This window comes from Mesorhizobium sp. C277A (genome assembly GCF_040324395.1).
Lineage (GTDB): Bacteria > Pseudomonadota > Alphaproteobacteria > Rhizobiales > Rhizobiaceae > Mesorhizobium.
Genome location: NZ_JAMYVW010000002.1, coordinates 3231263 through 3248720, shown reverse-complemented (window position 1 = coordinate 3248720; position 17458 = coordinate 3231263). Strand labels below are relative to the sequence as shown.

At 58.9% G+C, this 17458-nt stretch carries 13 protein-coding genes; 10 read left to right on the top strand and 3 right to left on the bottom strand.

Annotation, left to right across the window (positions count from 1 at the left end):
* Position 1: 1 nt before the first annotated feature.
* From NKK52_RS16035 to NKK52_RS16025, 3 genes are all read left to right on the top strand, one after another.
* Positions 2-2203 (top strand): GumC family protein, encoded by a 2202-nt coding sequence (locus tag NKK52_RS16035; protein ID WP_023681033.1) that lies wholly within the window; start codon positions 2-4, stop codon positions 2201-2203.
* Positions 2204-2272: 69 nt separating this feature from the next.
* Positions 2273-4441, top strand: coding sequence for a polysaccharide biosynthesis C-terminal domain-containing protein (locus NKK52_RS16030; protein ID WP_031197871.1), 2169 nt, complete (start codon positions 2273-2275; stop codon positions 4439-4441).
* Between the two features lie 215 nt (positions 4442-4656).
* On the top strand, positions 4657-5859 hold the full coding sequence (locus tag NKK52_RS16025) for an acyltransferase family protein (RefSeq protein WP_023714707.1): 1203 nt from the start codon (positions 4657-4659) through the stop codon (positions 5857-5859).
* Between the two features lie 49 nt (positions 5860-5908).
* Here NKK52_RS16025 and NKK52_RS16020 read toward each other — a convergent pair whose 3' ends face one another.
* Both NKK52_RS16020 and NKK52_RS16015 read right to left on the bottom strand, forming a co-directional pair.
* A complete protein-coding gene (locus NKK52_RS16020; RefSeq protein WP_084633776.1) occupies positions 5909-7045 on the bottom strand; it encodes an NAD-dependent epimerase/dehydratase family protein in 1137 nt (378 codons plus the stop codon).
* 159 nt (positions 7046-7204) lie between these two features.
* Positions 7205-7882, bottom strand: a complete 678-nt coding sequence (locus NKK52_RS16015) for a helix-turn-helix transcriptional regulator (protein ID WP_031203606.1) — start codon at positions 7880-7882, stop codon at positions 7205-7207.
* 254 nt (positions 7883-8136) lie between these two features.
* Here NKK52_RS16015 and NKK52_RS16010 point away from each other — a divergent pair, with 254 nt between their 5' ends.
* Entirely contained in the window at positions 8137-9855 is a 1719-nt protein-coding gene (locus NKK52_RS16010; RefSeq protein WP_023689782.1) for a sensor histidine kinase, read from the top strand.
* A gap of 96 nt (positions 9856-9951) precedes the next feature.
* On the opposite strand, the gene NKK52_RS16005 is transcribed toward NKK52_RS16010, so the two are convergent.
* Complete coding sequence (locus NKK52_RS16005) at positions 9952-10629, bottom strand: LuxR C-terminal-related transcriptional regulator (RefSeq protein WP_023681040.1); 678 nt, start codon at positions 10627-10629, stop codon at positions 9952-9954.
* A 633-nt stretch (positions 10630-11262) separates the two neighbouring features.
* On the opposite strand from NKK52_RS16005, the gene NKK52_RS16000 reads away from it, so the two are divergent.
* Genes NKK52_RS16000 through NKK52_RS15975 form a run of 6 tightly spaced genes read left to right on the top strand, consistent with a single transcriptional unit; the run spans position 11263 to position 17432 of the window.
* On the top strand, positions 11263-11991 hold the full coding sequence (locus NKK52_RS16000; protein WP_023681041.1) for a nucleotidyltransferase family protein: 729 nt from the start codon (positions 11263-11265) through the stop codon (positions 11989-11991).
* A 49-nt stretch (positions 11992-12040) separates the two neighbouring features.
* Positions 12041-13192 carry a DegT/DnrJ/EryC1/StrS family aminotransferase gene (locus tag NKK52_RS15995; protein WP_023681042.1) on the top strand — a complete coding sequence of 384 codons (1152 nt, stop codon included), beginning with the start codon at positions 12041-12043 and terminating at the stop codon, positions 13190-13192.
* Positions 13189-13863, top strand: coding sequence for a sugar transferase (locus NKK52_RS15990; protein WP_023681043.1), 675 nt, complete (start codon positions 13189-13191; stop codon positions 13861-13863). Before NKK52_RS15995 ends, NKK52_RS15990 begins: the two co-directional genes overlap by 4 nt.
* Before the next feature lie 44 nt (positions 13864-13907).
* On the top strand, positions 13908-14912 hold the full coding sequence (locus NKK52_RS15985; RefSeq protein ID WP_023681044.1) for an SDR family NAD(P)-dependent oxidoreductase: 1005 nt from the start codon (positions 13908-13910) through the stop codon (positions 14910-14912).
* Positions 14909-16186 carry a hypothetical protein gene (locus NKK52_RS15980; protein ID WP_023681045.1) on the top strand — a complete coding sequence of 426 codons (1278 nt, stop codon included), beginning with the start codon at positions 14909-14911 and terminating at the stop codon, positions 16184-16186. The genes NKK52_RS15985 and NKK52_RS15980 overlap by 4 nt, the downstream gene beginning before the upstream one ends.
* On the top strand, positions 16173-17432 hold the full coding sequence (locus tag NKK52_RS15975; protein ID WP_023681046.1) for a polysaccharide biosynthesis/export family protein: 1260 nt from the start codon (positions 16173-16175) through the stop codon (positions 17430-17432). Before NKK52_RS15980 ends, NKK52_RS15975 begins: the two co-directional genes overlap by 14 nt.
* Positions 17433-17458 lie beyond the last annotated feature (26 nt).

Below are 17458 nucleotides of genomic sequence, written 5' to 3'. Positions count from 1 at the left end.
GATGGAAGGTTCCATAGCCAACCGCGCCCGGCGTCCGCGCGCCAAGCAGATGGAAGTTGGGACGCTTGAAACCAATCTGCGCTTGATGCGGCCGCCACGCGAGCCAACGCAATCGTCACCCTTCCACCAGCTCGTCATCATCCTGACGACGCGAAAATGGTTCTTGCTTGCCATGGCCCTTCTGGGCGGCATCCTGGCCGGACTGGCAGGCTTCACCCGCCCGGTGCTGTTCGAGGCAACGACCCAGGTCATTATCGATGCCCCGAGCAGCAGTGCTTCGGGCGGCGTGGCATCCGCCCAGGACTCGCTGGAATCGAACATCGATGATCATCTGACGATGCTCTCCTCGCAAGGCCACCTGCGTCGGGTCTTGGCAGCACTGCGCAAAGCCCAACCAGTCGACGGTAACGGAAAGACCGTCGTCAATGCCGTCCCGCCCGCGGCTGGCTCGTTCCTCATCGATCTCCTGAACAGGGCCTGGAGACAGGATAACACGGTGGCGGAAAATCCGGACGCAGCGGACGCGCCCGAGCTGAAGGCGCTACGCAACGGAATGAGGGTCGGACAAGAGCTGCGATCGCGCGTCATCACCATCGGCTTCACCGATCCAAATCCGGCGCGTGCGGCACTTGTCGCGAACACGTTTGCCCAGGTCTACATTCAAGATCTGGTACAAAAAAGCCGGGCATCGGATCAGGTTCATCTGGATTCGATAGTCGCCAGCCTTCCGCAAGTACAAAGGGATCTTGTCGAAGCGACAGATCGGCTGGAGACATACCGGCTCACGCATGGCGCCGTCGATCAGACTGCGGCCAACAACGCAGCCAGTGAGACAGCGGAACTCGGCCGGCAGATATTCCTATCGAAAGCCAGTCTTTCCGCGTCGGAAGCGCGCCTTCGCCGTATTGAGGACCTGCGCAAGGCGGGCGCCCCGGTCACGGCCATCGCTGAAGAAATCGGGTCGCCCGTGTTGACGGACCTGGTGACACGCCAGTCGGGTGCCGCCGCCGACGGCGATCTGCGCAACGCGATCGCCCGCGAAATGGAGCAAAGCGTTGCCCGAATCGCTGCCGAGGCAAATGTCTACCGGTCTCAGGCTACGGCTCTTGAAAGTCGCAAGGCGATGCTCGACGCGGCCGTGGCCGACACGGCGAGCCAACTTTCGGGGCTGCGTTCCCTTGAGCCTAGGGTAGCCATCGTGACGCAGCATTACAACGAACTCCTGAGCCGGCAGCAGGATCTGATACGTCGCATCGCCGCTCCTTCGCCAGGCGTAGCGGTCCTTTCGACCGCCTGGCCGCCGTCGACCCCCGTGACATTGTCGCCGATTTTCCTGATTCCCCCCGGCATGGTCGTCTTTGGTCTCATGGGGGCGGTCATTGTCCTGGTCCGCAACGGTTTCAACCAAACCTTGCGCAGTGAAGCCGAAGCCGAGGCCGAGCTTGGGGTCCCGTGCGTAGGACTGCTTCCCAGGGTTGCGGGACTTAATGCCAGAAAGCTGCGGCATCTGGTTCTGAGCCAGCAGAACTTGCCGTTCAGCCGCGCCGTGACTTCGCTGCTCGTCACTGCGGCGCCAACTCAGGGGAAGGGGCAGCCGCCGCATATCATTCTCGTGACGTCCAGCATCCAGGACGATGCCAAGACCGAGTTGGCATGGAGCCTGGCGCTGGCGGCAACGCGGCTGGGAGGAAGAGTGCTTTTCCTCGATCTCGATCGCAAGGATGTACGGCTCACGAACGGGTTTCGTGGTGAATTCAGCACCGACAAGGCCCGGAACTCCTTCGGCGACTATGTGAATGAACGTTGCGTGCTGAAGGATGCAATTACGAGGATGCCGGAAATCGGTATCGACCTCATGGCCGCTCCAGCACCTTCCGATGATCTCCTGACGCTTCTGTCCACCGTCGACAAATGCCAGTTCACCGAGGAGCTGCGTTCGGCCTACGACGTGGTCATCATGAACGGTCCCCTGGGCCTCGGGGGGCCTGAAACCAGGCTGCTTAAGCGCTGGGCCGATTCGGTGCTTTTTGCCGTTCGCTGGGCAAGGACGAGGCGCAGCATTGCCCGTGGTGCTCTGGATGCAATAGGGGCCGGCGGATCCGCCACCGTTCCAGTAGGGAGTGTGCTCACCCGGGTGAACCTGAAGAGGCTAGCCGGCTCCAGGCTCGGAGACAACGCCGATCTTCTGTTGGAGAGGGTTTGAAGATGCGTGTGCGATCTTCAACAGAAGCTCCAGGGAGCGATCGCGCCCCTAAATCGAGCCAGCTACACGATGATCATTGAATTTTTCGGACCTCCAGGATCCGGCAAAACAACCTTCGCACATGCGCTTGCGCAGCAGCTGCGCGGGAAAGGCTATCACGCCAAGGTCGCTCTCAGCTACAAGCCAAGCACCAGGGCCGCCAAATATGACCTCGGAATCTTTCTATTCATATCACGGATCGTATCGGCGATATTTTCAACCTCCAGAATACTGCTTTTTTCGGCAGGGCGAGCCGATGATATTTCCAATTCCTTTGCAATGGTGAGGATGATACCGCCAAGAAACCGAATTTGGCGCGCGCGAATCTGGCGATACATCCTGCACCTTTCGCGTTGCTGGAAGTCTGCTGAGCAATCGCCCGAAATTATAATTTTCGATCAAGGATATGTTCAAGCGATTGGTTCGCTTGCGATGTTTAATGGGAGCACCAACCCCAGAGCGCTGGAAAAGGCGCTCAGCCTCGCACCGGCGGCCGATCTCACCGTCAGGCTCTTGGTGCCAGCTGCGGTCGTGGAAAGTCGCCTTCGTCGGCGGATGGAGCTTGAGCCGCCGGCGGAACGGATTTTCGAGGCCGACTTGAACGTGAACATGCGCTCGTTCGCCGTTTTTGAAGCGATGCATGACCTCCTGACAACATCTGGCCGGGAAATCATCTCCGTCGAAAACACCGATGGTCCATCGACCTTTAAAAGTATTTGTCGGATTGAGAGACAAATACTTTCTGCATTGTCGCGCTTCGATAGGGCGGTCGGCGAAAAGCAAATTGAGTTGCCGGCTCATCGCGCAGATGTAACTGGTTCAGCAACCGCACCGCCGCGCAACAAGGACATGGGCTCGCGGCTCGCTTGGGCAAGCATATTCGCCTTGCTGATCTATATTGGTGGCGCTGGTTTGACCAGTCTTGCCCAGTTGGCAATTGCACGCCTTATCGGACCTCACAACTACGGCATCTATTCCTACGTTCAGGCTTGGACGTCAGTGCTCGCCTATCTGGCAACGCTTGGTTTTAATGTATCATTGTTGCGTTTCCTCCCGGCCTATAGGGCCAGTGGCAGGCTTGATCTGGCCCGCGGCGTGATAAGATTCGCGCTGCAGAGATCGCTGATAGCGGCAACCTTGTTCGGGATGATCGGCGCTGCGTCCGTCCTGTTCCTTTCAGATCCAACGGAAAGAGGGCTTGAGACAAGCATCGTGCTCGGCATGATGGCTGTGCCCTTGGTTACGGCCTATGCTCTCGGAGCCACGCTTGTGCGTGCTTTCGGCGGCGTTGTCTCGGCGTTGTTGCCGGAGCGCATCATGCGAGACGGGCTCCTGCTCGTGTTGGTAGCGCTCCTGGCATTGTCGGGATTTCGAACAGTGGATGCGCCCTCGGTGACGCTGGCGGTGCTTGTGAGTTCCGCTTTCACAGCGGCGCTGGTGTTCATCATCGCTAGGAGGTTTGAACCACCCGGCCTGGGACACGCCAAGCCAAGTTATGCCTCGAGGGAATGGTGGCTTGCCGTCCCCCCGCTCATGCTCATCACTGGGCTCGATGTTTTCGTCAGTCGGGCAGGAGTCCTGGTTTTGGGCTGGACAAGCCATATTGCTGAAGCGGGTATTTTCGCGCTGGCCTTGAATGTCGCGATGCTCGTGGGCCTGTCCCGTATCGCCGTGGCAACCATGTTTTCGCCAACAGCAGCCGATCTCTACGTCAGAGGCGATCGCAGAGGCCTACAACAGCTGTTCGCGCGCGCAACCCTGCTTTCTGCTGGCGGTGCCATCCTGGTGGCCGTCCCAATGATGGTGATAGTCGAGCCGTTCTTGAGCTATTTCGGTGAGGGTTATAGCGCGGGAGCGCCGATCGCACGGGTTCTGATTTTGGGATATGTCTTTGTCGCGCTGTGCGGGCCCCAACAGAATCTCCTGACCATGACTGGAAATGAATGGGCTGCGGCAACGACGATGGTAGCGGGTGCTGTGGCCAATATAATTGCCTGTGCAGCCGGAGTTGCGGTGTACGGCCTGCTTGGCGCTGCGGTGGGTGTGGCACTTGCACTGAGCATCTGGAGCATTGCCATGGCCGTCTATATCCGCAAGCGACTGAAAATCATGCCAGGCTTGGTTTTTGCCTTGCTGTCGATCAGGCCGAGCGCGGTCGATGCCCGTCAATGGCATTGGTTCTTGAGGGCGAGCAAATGAGAGCACTGTTTTCGCTACGGTGATTGCCGTCGTTCGGGCAGGAAGTCACGAAGCCCGGATCGCACAAAGGCCATAGGGCTGCACAGACGCTTCGGCGTATCTCTGTTCCGGACACCCGCGCGGGCAGCCGATACTTCGCGGGCTGTGTCCGTCATTTGAAGGATGCATCAGTTTCGGAGGCGCCCCAGGGTGTGCTCACAATCTGCGGAGCATCCATGGAACAAGCCCGAATGGCGAGCGCCTCGGCGCCTGCAGTGCGTCGCTCGGAGAGATCGACGCCTGTCGAGCGCAGCCAACGCGAAACCCTCACCCAGGTCCAGGTCCTGCGCGCCCTCGCGGCTAGTTCGGTCGCGCTGCGACACGCCCAGCATGATGCGGCCACCCTGGAATTACAGGCCGGCCGCACCTTTCAGAGCTGGAATCCGATACCATGGAGCGCTGGAGTCGATATTTTCTTCGTGATTTCCGGGCTTATCATGGTGCATACGTCGCGACAGCTGTTCGCAAAGCCCGGGGGCGCGCGTCTCTTCATTTCCCGCCGGATCGCGCGAATTGTCCCGCTATATTGGGCGCTCACCTCGCTCTACATTGCGGTAGCGGTGGCCGCCCCAAATCTTCTCAACCAGAGCTACGTCGATTTCAGGTTTGTAGTCGAATCCTACTTATTCGTTCCGGCCAGTCGCCCTGACGGCGTCGTTCAGCCGGTCTACGAGCTGGGTTGGACGCTCAATTATGAGATGCTGTTTTACGTGCTGTTCACGGCGACGATCGTGCTGCCCATGCGGTGGGCAGTTACGGTCCTGCTCGCGATCCTGGTTGGGATGGTGCTCTCGGGCGCTCTTGGGGCTCCTTTGCCTGAGCCCTGGGGTTTCTGGACCAATCCGATCATCCTCGAATTCGCTTTCGGCGCGATGATCGGGGTCATGTGCGCCTCAGGCCTGCGGCCTTCCGGCCCAATCAGGGCCTGTATGGCCGCAACGGGACTGGGTGCCCTGATGCTTGCGGCGGCGTTTCCCGATATCTCGGCCGGCTTTGGTCGCTCTGTCGTGTATGGCATTCCGGCGTCTCTAATTGTTTGGAGTGCTGCCTTGGCACCGCCGGGTAAACTGAGGCATGACAGCCTGGCGGCGAGGTGGGCCGCTGGCGTTGGCGATGCGTCATACGCTCTTTACCTCATGCATCCATTCGTGATCCGCGCCATGCGCATATTGTTCTGGCGTACAGGGTTGATCTTTGTGCTCGGCCCGTGGGCCTTCATCGGTTCGGCCTTGGCGATAACCCTCGGCGTGGCATTTATCACCCATCGTCTGTTCGAGAAGCCGCTCACCCGCTATGCGCGGCGCCTTTTGGGGGTCGGGCACAGTACAGGACGGCAGCTTGGGCCCCTTCCAGTGCCGGCGTATCCCAAGACAGATTGAAGGCGAGCCGCGACCCTGTCACACCAAGGAAATGGCGGCGTTGTGCTCACTATGCCGTTGCCGGAAGGCCAGCTGGTCGCACCTGCCCCACAGGGCGTGCATGGAATTCCCGATACCATTCCACGAAACGTTGCACGCCGTCCTCCAGTGTTGTCGCCGGTGCGAAGCCAACGGCGCGGCGGAGGTCCCTGACATCGGCGCGGGTTTCCAGGACGTCACCTGGCGGTAAAGGTACGTTGACGCGAACGGCGCGGCGACCAAGGGCCGTCTCGATGAGCGCGATCAGATGGTTGATTTCTTCCGGCCGATCATTGCCGATATTGTAGAGCCTATATGGCGCCGAACTGGTGGCAGGATCGGCAGCGCGACCGTCCCAACCGGGATCCTGACACGGTGGTTTGGCGAGCACGCGAACAACCCCCTCTACGATGTCGTCGATATAGGTGAAATCCCGCCATACGCGCCCGGCATTGGCGATTTCGATCGTTCGGCCCTCGGCGATGGCATGGGTGAAAGTATAGACAGCCATGTCGGGCCTGCCCCAGGGACCATAGACGGTGAAGAAGCGCAGTCCGGTTGCGGGCAAGCCGAACAGATGGCTGTAGGAATGCGCCATGCACTCGTTGGCGGCCTTGGTGGCGGCGTAGAAGCTCACCGGATGATTGGCACCATGATGCTCGGAAAAGGGTATGCGTCGATTGGCACCATATACGGAGCTCGACGAGGCATAAACGAGATGGCTGACGCCGGCGTGTCGGCAGCCCTCCAGAACGTTGAGAAATGCGACTATGTTTGACTCCACATAGGCATGCGGGTCGACGAGCGAATGACGTACCCCGGCCTGGGCGGCCAGATGCACGAAGTGCGATGGCTGGAATTCGCAGAACAGCGCTTTCACCAGCGACCGGTCCGCCAGGTCGAAGCGCATCGGCGTGAACCTCGGCTCGGCGCAGAGCCGTGTAAATCGCGCCTCCTTCAGCTTCAGGTCGTAGTAAGGCGTGAAGTTGTCGACGCCGATGACCTCGGCGCCGAGCCGCAAAAGGCGTGACGCAACATGAAATCCGATGAACCCAGCGGCGCCCGTGACGATGATCGGCCCCGTGTGCGTAAGGTTCGACGCAGCACCATCCTGCAGCGCGTGAACGATATCCGCCAGCTTGTTGACCTTCGAATCTGCCTCGGCCATGGCAAGTCACTCCCGTTTCCAGGTTCCGCGTTCCGCGCTATCTCGGCAGCGCCTGAACGATCGGAAATGGCGCCGCCGGCCTTGTGATCTACGCGACAGCGCGCTCAATGCGGGCCGCCGCTGTCTGAATCAAAGCGGATGCAGACAGCAGTCGATTTCTCATGGCAAAACCGAAATGCGCCCCAAAAGAGCCACTAGTTCCGCCTGACGCCTCGTGTCGGTCTTGGCGAACAGCGAGGCGAGCTGAGAGCGGATAGTCGTGCGACTGAGATGCCAGCTGCGGGCGATCTCCAGGGGCGCGTCGCCATGGGCCAGGCGTAGCGCCAACTGCGTTTCCGCGCTGGTCAAACCGAACATCCTTTGCAACGTGCGAGGGTTGGCCGCCGATTTGTTATCCCGGTCCAGCAATGCGACGACGGTTGTCCCGTCCGGTGTAACGACCCCCGTCTCGTTCATGGTCACCGGCCTGTCGCCTCTGCTGTGGATCACTACCCATGAGAGTGAGCCCGGCTGGAGGTGGACCGGAACATTCGCGACCAGCCGCCTCAACCCGGCAGCAAGCTCGACGGCTGTATCAGTTGCTTCGCCCTGGCGTGCGAGGGTGTCCCGAGCGGCAGCGTTCCATTCTATTACTTTCTTGTCTCGGTCCAGGACGAGATAGCCGCAACCCATACGATCAAGCATGCCGGTGATGGATTCCAGGCTGCGTCGTCGAGATCCGCCGACCCTTGCGTCCGGTCGGTCCACAAGGCTTATCGGCCTTTCGTGGCGGATATCGTTCAATACAATGTATTGCCTGCCTGCAAGCGCATCGTTTCGCGTTTCAATCAGTGTCATCGCTTCCACCCAACCCATTGCTACTGACGCAAATCAAATCTGATGAAGTTGCTGCTTCAACTTGAATTTCCACATACTGCGAGAAATCTGCGAATGGTTTTTCCGCAGCGTCTCTTGGATATATCTTTCTGAAGAGCGCTCCTGACACCATGATTTTATTCGCCGGCAAAGTCATGGCAATCGGGCATTGGGATTAGGTGCCACCTCTTCGGCCTAGTCTCGACGGACTAGACCGAAAGTTGTAGTCTTTGCGCATGGGTTCGGACCTGCGCTGGCTCAAATCGAATGTGTCGAGCACTACGTGGGCTCATCTAGCTTCGCTTTTGGTGTTTGCAGCATCGATAGCATTCGAGGCGATAAGTACGGTATATGGCGGCCAGCCGTTGCCGCTTGTTGCGTTTATCCCCATAACCGTTGTCATCGTGTATCTTGAGGGCCGTTTTGTTGCCATCGCAGCAACGCTTCTGATGGCGGTCGCCGGCTTGTGGATGCGACACCTGTTGGACGGTCACCTCACTGGTCGAGACTGGACCGGGGCCGTCTTCCTTCTGGGTTCGGGTAGCCTGATCGCAACCGTGTTCCACCGCCTGCGACAAGATCTGCACGGCGCGCTCAGGGTGGCAGAAGCGAGGCTCGCTGCCATCGATGCTGCCGCCTTGGGCTTTGCTAATACCAATCGCCATGGCGAACTGCTGCAGTCGAACAGACGGCTTTTGGAGATGACCGGCTACGCGCACAAGGAACTTGCCCAACTGGAGCTGGAGGAACTCATTTTCCCCGACGATCGAGGTACTGTGCGGAAGCTTTTGCAAGATTTGGGCAATGGGACCGCGTCGGCGACGGATATCCGCGTTTTGCGCAAGGATGGCACGGCATTTTGGGCTCACCTGGCCCTGTCTTCGTCGCGGCCGGACGAGGCGCCAAATGAGAGCGTATTCGTGGTGGTTGACGATATTTCCGAGCGACAAGCGGCACGCGAGGCCCTTCGGGCTCAGAAGGAATGGCTCGATCTCGCCGTATCTGCCGGGCGCCTGGGCACATGGCAAATAGACATTGAGGATGGGACAGTCGCCGGCTCCGGCAAGTTCTGGGACATCCTTGGTCTGCCTCCGGCCCCAGTCCGCCGCTTGGAAGAACTCTCGGCCGTAATCCATCCCGTCGACTGGCCGAAGTTGTCCGCCTCGGCAAAGCCTTCATCGGCATTGAACTTTGACGTCGAGATTCGCGTCCGGCAAGTGGATGGTCACACACGCTGGATTGCATTGCGTGGACGGCAGGAAGAGCACGGCGACCGCAAAATGCGCATCGGGGTGGCGGCGGATCTGACCGAACGTCGACAAACAACTTTGCTTCGCGCCGCCGTAAAGAGACGCGAGCGCATAATGCGCGAAGAGCGCCATCGGTTCAGCAATGTGTTTCCAGTGATTAGAGCTTTGGTCAACATGATCGATACTCCCGACAATGATGTTGCCAAATACAAGGAGATGTTGATCGATTGGATTCGAACACTGGAGGCGACCCATCGCATCCTTTCTCGTCATGCCAACCTGTCAGGGATGCTCCATGAACTCGTGGACCGGGAATTGCAGCCCTTCAAGGAGACACGCGACATTACGATCAGTGGACCTTCCCTCACTGTGCCAAGCGGCGCCGCCGAGGGCTTGGCGATGATCCTTCACGAGTTGACGACAAACTCGGTGAAACATGGTGCGCTGGGTGACCCGAATGGCAAGGTCGAAGTTAAGTGGCGATTTGCATCCGAGGACGAAGGCGACGACCTCGTGTTCGATTGGGTGGAATCGGGCCGACGGAAGAGTTCAAAAGTCGTACGCCGCGGGTTCGGGTCACTGATAATCGGTGTGGACAGCACGCCGCTTGTCGGGCATTCCCCGAATATGGAAATAACCGAAGATGGCCTTCGATATTCGCTGCGTGTATCGCGCAAAGAAATTGAGGAATTTGGACTGCAATAGAGCCCCTCCAAGTCGAAGCCGACCAATTAACCGATGGTGTGGGCCCTTTGCTGCGATTTCCTGCAAGCAAACTCGGGCCGGTTCGAGGGGCATGCGTCAACTCGCCTGTCTCGTAAGCCAGCTTTGGAGCAACACAGCTGCTTCGGTACGGTTTCTAACCCCAAGCTCACGCAGCACGGCTGCGGCATGGATTTTCGTTGTCGCCTCGGCAATGTCCAGATTGCGGGCAATCTCCTTATTCGAGTACCCCTCTGCCATCAGCTTGAGGACGTCCTTCTGTCTAGACGTCAGCCTAGCGACGTCGCCCGAGCCCTCGTGCCGGCGGCTGGCATTTTGAACCGGAGGTGGGGGGGCATGCGATCTCTGGTCGGCAGACGTTCGAGATAGGAGAGATGGCACATAGATCCGGCCAGCGAGGATTTCGTTTACAGCCAGCACGACTTCTTCGTCGCTCTGCGATTTGACGATATACCCGTGAAGTCCGATCGAAAGCGCGGTCAGTATCTCCGAGCGGGAATCATCCCCGGAAACGATCGCAAAGCGAGTGTCAGGATAGGCAGCCATAAAGTCGCTGAGCACTTCCTGATGGAACAGCCCAGGCATGTTCAGATCGAGGATCGCAAGATCGATGGACGCCTGCTCCTCTAAAAGATTGACCGCGGCATCGAAACACGAAGCTTCGAATATTTCGGCGCTTGGAATTCCAGCCATGAGTGCCAGCCGGAGACCACGCCGATATAAGCCGTGATCGTCGGCAATGACGATCCGAGCCATGCAACTACCCCAACGCGTTACTCGGTTCCCGACGAGAAAACCCGCTGGAACCTCCCATTCGCCTATGATCGACAATCCGTGGTGGTCCTAAAATGGCGGCCATCCACTGGTCAACGCATCACAGTGATGTCCGCAGCGTCCCATCCACGCACATCCAGAACGTCTAATATAATACTAAATTGCGAAGCTCATCCATAGATTTTTAACCCTGGCGTGCGGTGCCTGTCCGCAAAACGATGCCGGTTTCCCATCTCTGGGTCCAAGCCAGCTGTTCAGGACCATCGTAATCATGTGGCATCTGTTATGTCGCCACCCGCTGTCGCCGGACCTGTAGGCCGGTCCGGCCCTGGCGGATCGCAGCTTTCTTGAAAGCAACTGCTTTCGTTTTATCGGCGTCATGATCAGTGCCCAATCGCGCTTCTGTAGGCTGTTGATCTCGTGGCCATCTAATACCTTGAACGTTTTGAATCCCTACCATTCGAATGCACGACGACAGCCGCCCCGGCTGTCACATACCTTTTCGCATATGATGTTCGGATTGCCGCCGAGGTTTGGCCGGATTTGAGGGGGTGCCCTGGCCGGACAATGGAACACCGATCCCGAACAAAGCCAACTGCAGATCAGGAGGATCGAATGAAAGCGGTGATTCAATGTGGTGGGATGGGTACGCGCCTTCGACCGTTTACATCGGTCCTGCCGAAACCATTAATGCCGATAGGGGCCCGGCCTGTTCTTGAGTTGCTTTTGAAGTGGCTGCGGCGCAACGGCATTGAAGAGGTATATATTACGACAGGGTATCTAGGACATTTGATCCGTAGCGTCTGCGGCGACGGATCGCAATGGAACTTGAAGATCAAATATACCCAGGAAATGGAGCCACTCGGCACCGTCGGACCTCTCTCTCTGATTAGGGATGAACTGAACGAAACATTTGTCGTTCTGAACGGCGATGTCCTCACAGATCTAAGCCTGAGCCGGTTTGTAGCCGCGCACCGCTTGCATAGGGATCCCGTTACGATTGCCACGGCGTGCCGTCATATCAAGATGGACTTCGGGGTCATCGACGAGATCGACAATACCGTCCAGCTCTTCCGGGAAAAGCCGACGCTTTCCCATCTCGTCAGCATGGGGATTTACTGCATGAACCCAGATGTCCTGCGGTTCATTCCGTCCGGGATCCCATTTGGGTTCGATGACCTGATGCTGCAGATGATGCAGGGCGGCACGACCGTGCATGTTTACAAGCATGACGGTCTTTGGCTCGACATCGGTCGTGTCGATGACTTCCAGAATGCACAGGCAATTGCCTGGGAAGATCAGTCGTCCTCAATCGAGGTCGCGGCTGCCGCTGCAGCCGCATGAAAGTCTGATGCAGAGGTCTAGCCACTAACAAGGCTTTCAGGAGGTCAAAATGCTCTTGGTGAGCGCCCCGATCCTAGGCGTGCCAGAGAAGGCAGCCCTGTCGCAGGTGATTGATAGCGGCTGGCTTACGATGGGGGACAGGGTACGAGAGTTCGAACAGGCCTTTGCCGGCATGCATGGCGCGCGAGATTGCGTTGCGGTTGGTTCCTGCACCGCAGCGCTCCATCTTCTCCTCCATGCTTTGGGCATCGGCCCTGGCGACGAAGTACTGGTTCCTTCGCTGACGTTCGTGGCGACGGCGAATGCGGTGCTGTATGTAGGGGCGACGCCGGTCTTCGTCGATATCGAGTCCGTCGACGTGCCGTTGATCTCGGTTGCGGAAGCCGAAGCGCGGTGCACGACGCGCACGAAAGCGGTCATTCTCGTTCACTTCGCCGGGTATCTCCCCGATCGGGAACAATGGCAGCGGTTCGCCCGGCTTCGCGGGCTGCATATCATCGAGGACGCTGCGCACGCGCCCGGGCTTAGGGAAGTCGGGACATTCGGCGCCGCGGCCGCGTTCAGCTTCTATGGCAACAAGAACATGACAACGGCCGAAGGGGGCGCCGTGATTGCACGTGACCCCGATCTGCTCGACAGGGTTCGCCTGGCCCGCGGGCACGGAATGACCACGGGGACGCATCAGCGGCTGAACAGTCGTACGCCGCAATATGATGTCACGATGCTCGGGTTCAACTACCGAATGGACGAGATGCGAGCGGCAATAGGGCTGGTTCAGTTGCAGAACCTGCAAGAGTGGAACGAAATCAGGCGTATCATAGCTGTCTTGTACCGACGCCTGATCGCGGACCGTTGCCCAGCCATTGTCATTCCATTTAGCGAACCCCGGACGTCGGCTTACCACATCATGCCGATCGTCCTGCCGCGCTACGCGAGCCGGCAGGATGTCATCGACGAGCTGCGGACACAGGGCATACAGACCACCATCCACTACCCGCCGGTGCACCAAATGACGTTCTACCGCGAGCGCTTTCCCGGCGTGAGTTTGCCCCGAACAGAGGATTTCGCTGAGCGAGAGCTCACAATTCCGCTGCACCCCCAGATCACTTCCGCCGCCGCCGAATCAGTCGTGGCTGCCCTGGCAGCCGCGCTCAAAACAGGCGCGCTCAAAGCAGGCGCCCAAAGAGGAACTGCTGCATGAATGCGTTAGACCCTGCCTTTCACCGGATGTTCGTTCCCAATCCTGATCACGGCTTTGCGAGACGCGCAATCGATCTTGCGGTGGCGGGCATCGCTACCGTCGCATTGGCGCCATTGATGCTGCTGATCGCCGGAGCGCTTCTGCTCGAGGGCGGTGGCTCGATCTTGTTCGCTCAGACCCGCATCGGGGCCGGCGGCCGAACCTTCCGCATGTACAAATTTCGCAAATTCGGTGTGAACTGCGGCTCTCAAGGCCTTGCGCTGACGGTCGTGGGCGATACACGCATGACCACCGTTGGCCGCTTTCTCGCAGCGACGAAGCTGGACGAACTACCGCAGCTGTGGAATGTCCTCAAAGGCGAAATGGCGATCGTCGGCCCACGGCCCGAGAGCCTGGCTTTCGCCGATTGTTTCCGGGGCGAGCTTAGGGCCGTGCTGCAATACAAGCCAGGCCTGCTGGGACCAGCCCAGGTCGTTTTTCGGCACGAAGCGCATTACTTCCCCCAATCCGTAGATCCGATCGTGTTCTACCGGGAGGTCATGTTCCCCGCCAAGGCAACACTGGACCTCTCATATTATCCGCGACGCACCATCGTCTCCGACCTCGCGTGGATGGTGCGGGGAGTGCTGGCAGTGGTCGGTTGGGTTCCGGTACCGCCGATCGACGTTTGAATATCCAAGGGAAGCGTTCCAAACAGCCAAAGGAATGCGCAGTGATGAGCTACAATGGAAAGAAAGTCCTGGTGACCGGCGCGGACGGATTCATCGGTTCGCATGTCACGGAGGCGCTTGTTCGCAACGGGGCAGATGTCACAGCCCTTGCCCTTTACAATTCCTTCGACAGCCATGGATGGCTAGACGATCTGCCGGACACCATCCGCAGCCAGTTGAGGCTCGTCCGTGGTGACGTCCGCGACAGTGCGTTCCTTAACCGGATCATGCGCGGCCAAGCCGCGGTTTTTCATCTGGCGGCGCTTATTGCGATTCCATACTCCTACGCCGCTGCCCAGTCCTATGTGGAAACCAACATCTTAGGCACGGTGAATGTCCTCGAAGCGGCGCGCCTATGGGAGACGGAGCGGGTGATCCATACCTCGACGAGCGAGGTCTATGGAACTGCCCAAACCATGCCGATCGGCGAAACACACCCCCTGCAGGGACAGTCACCATATTCGGCATCCAAAATCGGCGCCGACATGATGGCGGAGTCCTACGCCAGGTCGTTCGATGTCCCTGTGGTCATCATGCGACCCTTCAACACGTATGGCCCGCGCCAGAGTGAGCGCGCCATCGTGCCGACCATTATCCGGCAAGTCCTCGACCCGAAATGTCCTGCGATCATGGTCGGGGATACCAGCCCGATCCGCGACCTGACCTATGTCGAAGACACCGCGACAGCGTTCCTGACCGCAGGTCTCGCCCAGCTCGAGTTCGGCCACGCCTACAACGCTGGCAGCCAACGCGCTGCGACCGTCTCGGACGTATTGGCCATTGTTCTTGAGTTGACCGATTGCAAAAAGCCGGTCCGTCGTGATGAAAGCCGCCTGAGGCCGCAAAATTCCGAAGTTCGCGCCTTGCTCGCCGATTCCTCGCGCTTTGAACGTGAGACTGGATGGCGGACACAGACCAGCCTGCGCGATGGGCTGGAGCGAACAATCACGTGGTGGCGCGAGCGCCTTAGTGAAGGCCGGGTACGGCGCGAAGTGGGTTACATGACATGACCCTGGGCGGCCGTCATGCGTTGGCGCTGTTGCTGGCTGCCGGTGCCATATCTCCCAACATCTACGTTGCCGGCGGCCGTCAAAGCAAGGCAGCGGAGGCGGCGGCCACAGCGGTTGTGGACAACCTGCCGGGCTATGTGCACGAAACAAGGGATCCTTGGTCTGGCATGGTTTTCGCACGGATCACCAGACCGGGCGTTCTCGGCCGGGCAGGTGTATGCGGGAAGAAGTACTGCACCCACCGTTACTCAAGCGCACAGGCTTGGAATGCCGACCAGAGCCTGCTCCTGATCGCCAATGGTTGCGGTGGCCTGTGCTTTCTCGACGGACAAACCTACTTGCCTTTGTTCCACCGCAACCGCGCTACCGAATGCGAATGGCATCCCACTAATCCCGAGTTGATGATCTGCGTCGGGGGCCGGCAGATTGCGACATGGGCGCCACGTACCGATCATGAGGACGTCGTGTTCGCCTCCGGAGCGTACTCCAACCTCAAATTTGGACCCAACAAAGGCAATCCGAGCCGCAACGGCAGCCGGATTGCGGTGCGTGCAACGAACAATGACGGCCGAGCGGTGGTCTTTGCCTACGATCTCAAGCTACGGCAGAAATTCCCGGATATCGATCTTGCCGAATTCCCGGGAACAACCGGCTCCTGCTCGATCTCACCACTCGGAATCAACATATTGTGTTCCCAGCAATTACCGGACGGAATCGAAGCGAGTTTCGTCTTCTCCATAGACGGCATATTGCGCCAGAAGTGGATGGAGCACCATCGACCAGGCCATGGCGACATGACGGTCGATTCCGACGGAAGCGAAATCTATGTCGGGATCAGCAAATCGGATCCTGACAAATATCAGGTGATCAAGCGCCGCTTGGCTGATGGCAAGGCTACCTCGCTGATGAAATATGGCGAGGCCATGCATGCGTCACTCAGGTCGCTCGGCAGGCCCGGCTGGGTGTTTCTGAGTTATGGCGGCACGCCAGCCGAACTATCGCAGCACCCGGATTGGGCGCCTTACGCTCAGCAAGTCATTGCGCTGCGTCTAGACGGTAGTGGAGAGGTCCGCCGTGTCGCAGACACGCACAACGCGCCCTTCGACTACTGGAGCGAGACGCATGCCTCTCCGTCTCCAGACGGCACCCAGGTGGTCTGGTCCAGCAACTGGGGCGTGCCCGGTGGCCCGGTATACGATTTCGTTACTCGTGTTGAATGGCCTTTGAAGCCGGTGTTCGACCGGAAGGAGATTGTCGCAAATGATCTTCAGTAGACGATACGTTCTTGGCGCAGTCGTGATGATGTCGCTAACCTCGATGGCTTGCGCAGGCGAGGTCGAGCCCTATCAACTCTCACCTGGCGATACGGTCGAGATAGGAATAGCGCCTATCCCTGATCGGACGCAGCGCGCCATAGTCCAGATGGATGGCAATATCGCCCTTCCGGAGGCGGGGATGATCATGGTCGCAGGCCTGACGGCGTCTCAATTGCAAAGGCGAATGCAAGAGCTCTTGCCAAGCAAGATTTTTCACGTGCGTCTGACTGACGGGCGGGAGCAGACAGTTACTGTCGAGCCCGACGATGTCACAGCAATCATAGCGGACTATCGCCCGATCTATGTAACGGGCGATGTGCTCACCCCAGGACAACAGGCCTACCGTCCGCTCATGACTGTACGGCAGGCGCTGGCCGTTTCCGGCGGCTTCAGTTTTTTGCGATCACGGGCGGGCCAGGCCGGGCCTGATCCGGTCGATCTCAAGCGCGATTACGAAATGCTCTGGGGAGATTACACGAAAGAATACCTTCACGCTGCCCGCATTCGCGCCGAGCTTCAGGGCCAGGCGGATTTCGACAAGAAGACACCACAGGGATCACCTCTTTCGCCGAGCGTTGTAGCCGCGATGGCTCAGGCTGAAGCAGAGGCGCTAAAGGTTGCGCTGAGTGATTTCCGGCAAGAGCAGGATTTTCTGGAGAAGGGCCGGACGGACGCTGCCGAGCAAATTGGCGTTTTGCAGAAACGCGAACGAGTCGAGGGCGAGAGCGTGAAGGCGGATGAGCAAGATTTGGCGCGAGTGACGAAGGCATTCGATGCAGGCAATCTGACCAACACCCGGCTCGCGGATGTCAGGCGCGCGTTGCTTCTGTCTTCAAGCGGCGCGCTCCAAACCTCGGTCGAGCTGATGAGGGCGCGACGCCAGCAGGAGGACTTTGTCAGACAGCACGAACGCAACGACAATCAAAGAAGGATTGGCTTGCTGACGGATCTGAAGGACACCAACGCTCGGCTAGCGGATGTCACCGCCAGGCTCCATGCCGCCAGCGAGAAGCTGCAGCCGACCGGAGCATCCACACAGCCATTGCCGATTGCCGGCGAAACGGTACGGGCCCAGGTGACCATCGTGCGCAAGATCGGCAATGAATGGCGCAAGCTGTTGGTTGACGAAGATGCGATTGTGCTGCCGGGGGATACTCTCGAAGCCAGATTCAGCAGTGAACTGCAAAGTGTGGCAGTCCAATAGGGCGTCAGCGCAGTCCGTGCGGAGCT

Excerpts from the sequence above, each read along its gene's own strand:
- NKK52_RS16035 (WP_023681033.1), top strand. The coding sequence starts at position 2 with ATGGAAGGTTCCATAGCCAACCGCGCCCGGCGTCCGCGCGCCAAGCAG.
- NKK52_RS16030 (WP_031197871.1), top strand. The coding sequence starts at position 2,273 with ATGATCATTGAATTTTTCGGACCTCCAGGATCCGGCAAAACAACCTTC.
- NKK52_RS16025 (WP_023714707.1), top strand. The coding sequence starts at position 4,657 with ATGGAACAAGCCCGAATGGCGAGCGCCTCGGCGCCTGCAGTGCGTCGC.
- NKK52_RS16020 (WP_084633776.1), bottom strand. The coding sequence starts at position 7,045 with ATGGCCGAGGCAGATTCGAAGGTCAACAAGCTGGCGGATATCGTTCAC.
- NKK52_RS16015 (WP_031203606.1), bottom strand. The coding sequence starts at position 7,882 with ATGACACTGATTGAAACGCGAAACGATGCGCTTGCAGGCAGGCAATAC.
- NKK52_RS16010 (WP_023689782.1), top strand. The coding sequence starts at position 8,137 with ATGGGTTCGGACCTGCGCTGGCTCAAATCGAATGTGTCGAGCACTACG.
- NKK52_RS16005 (WP_023681040.1), bottom strand. The coding sequence starts at position 10,629 with ATGGCTCGGATCGTCATTGCCGACGATCACGGCTTATATCGGCGTGGT.
- NKK52_RS16000 (WP_023681041.1), top strand. The coding sequence starts at position 11,263 with ATGAAAGCGGTGATTCAATGTGGTGGGATGGGTACGCGCCTTCGACCG.
- NKK52_RS15995 (WP_023681042.1), top strand. The coding sequence starts at position 12,041 with ATGCTCTTGGTGAGCGCCCCGATCCTAGGCGTGCCAGAGAAGGCAGCC.
- NKK52_RS15990 (WP_023681043.1), top strand. The coding sequence starts at position 13,189 with ATGAATGCGTTAGACCCTGCCTTTCACCGGATGTTCGTTCCCAATCCT.
- NKK52_RS15985 (WP_023681044.1), top strand. The coding sequence starts at position 13,908 with ATGAGCTACAATGGAAAGAAAGTCCTGGTGACCGGCGCGGACGGATTC.
- NKK52_RS15980 (WP_023681045.1), top strand. The coding sequence starts at position 14,909 with ATGACCCTGGGCGGCCGTCATGCGTTGGCGCTGTTGCTGGCTGCCGGT.
- NKK52_RS15975 (WP_023681046.1), top strand. The coding sequence starts at position 16,173 with ATGATCTTCAGTAGACGATACGTTCTTGGCGCAGTCGTGATGATGTCG.